Origin of the sequence: Sphingorhabdus sp. EL138 (assembly GCF_945862485.1) — a bacterium.
In the GTDB taxonomy this organism is placed as follows: Bacteria; Pseudomonadota; Alphaproteobacteria; order Sphingomonadales; family Sphingomonadaceae; genus Sphingorhabdus_B.
Window position 1 is genome coordinate 1 of sequence record NZ_CAMAYF010000051.1, and the last position, 3,628, is coordinate 3,628.

Here is a 3,628-nt window from a genome sequence, read left to right on the forward strand (position 1 = left end):
AAATGCGATCTTCATCTGGCTTATCCCATAGTCGGAATGACGAAGGCGTTGCCGCCGTCGGGCGATCCGTCCGGCCAACGTTGCGTGATTGTCTTGACCTTGGTCCAGAATTTGACACCTTCCATGCCATGCTGGTTGGTGTCGCCAAAGGCAGAGCGTTTCCAGCCGCCAAAGCTGTGATAGGCAACTGGTACAGGGATTGGCACGTTGATGCCGACCATGCCAACATTGACGCGGGCAGCAAACTCACGTGCAGCATGTCCGTTGCGGGTGAAGATCGCAACGCCATTGCCATATTGGTGGTTGCTGGCCAGCGATAATGCTTCTTCAAAATTGGCGGCGCGGACAATCTGCAGCACCGGCCCGAAGATTTCTTCCTTGTAGCTTTCCATGTCCGTCGTGACATGGTCGAATAGGGTTGGGCCGATGAAGTATCCTTCCTCATGTCCCTGAAGCTTGAACCCGCGTCCATCGACAATCAACTCGCCGCCTTCGTCGACACAGGTTTGGATCCAGCCTTCAACCTTTGCCTTATGCTGCGCGGTAACAACTGGGCCATAATGCGCCTCGGCATCGGTGGAGACACCAACACGTAACGCTTCGATGGCAGGAATGAGCTTTGCCTTCAAACGCTCTGCGGTATCATCGCCCACAGGGACAACAACAGGCAGCGCCATGCAGCGTTCGCCAGCCGAGCCAAAGGCAGCACCGGCCAAATCATTCACGACCTGATCCAAATCCGCATCGGGCATGACGATGCCATGGTTCTTCGCGCCGCCCATCGCTTGCACGCGTTTGCCGTTGGCGACGCCGCGATGGTAGACATAATGTGCGATGTCGGACGAACCGACAAAGCTGACTGCGCCAATCGCGGGATGGTCAAGGATGGCATCGACCATTTCCTTGTCGCCGTGGACCACCTGACAAATGCCCTCGGGCAATCCAGCTTCAATAAACAATTCGGCCAAGCGCACCGGCACGCTTGGGTCGCGCTCGCTTGGCTTGATGATGAAGGCGTTACCCGTCGCAATCGCAGGACCGCTCATCCACAAGGGAATCATCGCAGGAAAGTTGAAAGGCGTGATACCTGCGCCAATGCCAATGGGCTGACGCATCGAATAGACGTCGATACCGGGGCCAGCGCCTTGGCTATATTCGCCTTTCATGACATGCGGGATGCCGCAGCAAAATTCGATGACTTCCAACCCGCGTTGAATATCACCCTTGCTGTCGGCAATGACCTTGCCATGCTCGGACGAGAGCATATGCGCCAGATCGTCCATATTGGCTTCAACCAAGCGCTTGAATTCGAACATCACGCGCGCACGGCGCTGCGGGTTCGTCATTGCCCAGGCTGGCTGCGCGGCCAATGCGGCCTGCACTGCCCGTTCAAGCACGCTTGCGTCCCCCAAGGCCACCTGCGCTTGCACACCGCCATTATTGGGATCCATTATCTCGCCAAAACGCGATGCGCTGGCACCTGCACCGCCGCTGATGAAATGATCGATTTGACGCATATATCTTCTCCTGATTCCGTCCGCGTGCCATGCGCGTGTCAGTCGATTATTGCAACCATCGCGTAGTTAGCATTCGAAAATCGGCGATGGTGCATATATAGGCGACACTGCACCCTCTATTTCCCTCTATTTCCCTCTATGTATTTGCAGGAACTCCGATGATTAGCCTTTTGGTCCGCGTCTCCTTGGTGGCAATTGCCATCAGCGCACCCGCCGCTTATGCGCAAGAGGCTGCCGAACCGATCATTATTGTGACAGGTAAGGGCCTTGATCAATCCAAAGGTGATCCCGCTTATGGCACGGTTGTAATCGACCGCACCCGACTGACCAGCGAGGCATCGGGACGCATCGAAAACATCCTTGCCGATGTCGCGGGCTTTCAGCAATTTCGCCGTTCGGACAGCCGTTCGGCCAACCCGTCTGCGCAGGGCGCGACGCTGCGCGCACTGGGCGGCAATGCGTCGAGCCGAACGCTCATATTGCTGGACGGCGTGCCGCAAGCCGACCCGTTTTTCGGCTATATCCCGTTTAGCGCCCTAACGCCGGAACGCCTGTCCTCCGTCCGCGTAACGCGCGGTGGCGGCAATGGCGCGTTTGGTGCTGGCGCAGTGGCTGGCACGATTGAGCTGAACAGTGCCGGACGTGACGACTTGGCCAACGCCTCCCTTTCGGCCTTTTACGGCAGCGACGCTGCCAGCGAATTGTCGGCTGGCCTCACGACCGATCTGGGCGCTGGCTTTGTCAGCCTTTCGGGTCGCTGGGACCGCGGGGACGGGTTCTTCACGGCACCCGCTGCTACGCGCCAGCCAAGCGACGTGCGCGCCAGCTATGATAGTTGGTCCACTAGCCTACGCGCGGTCGCGCCCATGGCGGACGGCGTGGAGATGCAATTTCGCGGATTGCTCTTCCAAGACAATCGCACACTTCGATTTGCAGGCGCGGACAGCAGCTCCGACGGGCAAGACGCCAGCATCCGCATCGTGTCGCAAGGCCGCTGGCAAATCGATGCCTTGGCTTATTTGCAGGCACGCAATTTCACGAACGTCGTGATCAGCACGACATCCTTGCGTAAGACTCTCGACCAACGCAATACGCCCTCGACCGGACTTGGCGGCAAAATCGAAATCCGTCCGCCGGTTGGCAGCACGCACCCACTGCGCATTGGCGCGGATGTCCGCTTGGCCGAGGGCGAATTGTTTGAAGATGCGTATAGCCAAGTCACGGGGCTAGTGACCGCACGCCGCAACGCAGGCGGCCATAGCGCGACCTTTGGCGTGTTTGTGGAAAATGACTGGAACCTTGGCGCCTTAACGCTGACCAGTGGCCTGCGCGCCGACCGTTGGACAATAAGCAACGGCTTTTTTGCCGAGCGTAGCGCAAATGGCACGGTCGTGCGCGACGACAATTTTGCTAACCGGGCAAGCTGGCAAACGAGCGCGCGGATTGGCGCGCTCTATACGCCGCGCGATGACTTTGCCTTGCGCGCGGCGGCCTACACCGGGTTCCGATTGCCGACGCTGAACGAACTTTACCGGCCCTTTACAGTGTTCCCGGTCGCCACCCGCGCCAATGCCGCATTGGCGGTAGAGCAACTACGCGGCATTGAGGCTGGCGTTGATCTGCGTCCGGCCAATGGCATCTCCTTTGGCGCTACACTATTTTACAACCGACTGGACGATGCCATCGCCAATATCACCATTGGTCCCAATCTACGTCAGCGGGGCAATGTTGATGCTATACTGGCCAAGGGCATTGAACTGACAGGCGAAGCCGTTTTGGGCAAAGTCGCACTTTCGGGCTCTTACGCATTTAGCGATAGCAAAGTGCGCGCCTCTGGCAGCGCGTCCGCACTCAACGGCCTGTCCCCGGCGCAAAGCCCACGTCATGCCGCCAACGCCACTGTGCGTTGGACGCCAATTACAGGCGCAATATTCTCTGCAACCGCCCGCTATGTCGGCGCGCAGTTTGAGGATGATCTGGAAAGCAACATATTGCCCTCCGCAATGACCTTCGATGGCTTTGTGCAAGTTCCAATAACGCGTCAGATCGCCTTGACGGGACGGGCAGAGAACATCCTGAACGAGGCGGTCGTGACCCGCAAAGTCGACAGT

General features: G+C 58.4%; 2 protein-coding genes. One reads left to right on the top strand and one right to left on the bottom strand.

Annotated elements, in window-relative coordinates:
• Positions 1-20 precede the first annotated feature (20 nt).
• The gene (locus tag Q0O33_RS10625; protein WP_295499379.1) at positions 21-1,517 is read right to left on the bottom strand and encodes a CoA-acylating methylmalonate-semialdehyde dehydrogenase; all 1,497 of its coding nucleotides are present in this window, start codon (positions 1,515-1,517) and stop codon (positions 21-23) included.
• A gap of 158 nt (positions 1,518-1,675) precedes the next feature.
• Here Q0O33_RS10625 and Q0O33_RS10630 point away from each other — a divergent pair.
• Positions 1,676-3,628: TonB-dependent receptor (locus Q0O33_RS10630; protein WP_295499383.1), on the top strand; the 1,953-nt coding region annotated here is incomplete at its 3' end.

Excerpts from the sequence above, each read along its gene's own strand:
- Q0O33_RS10625 (WP_295499379.1), bottom strand. The coding sequence starts at position 1,517 with ATGCGTCAAATCGATCATTTCATCAGCGGCGGTGCAGGTGCCAGCGCA.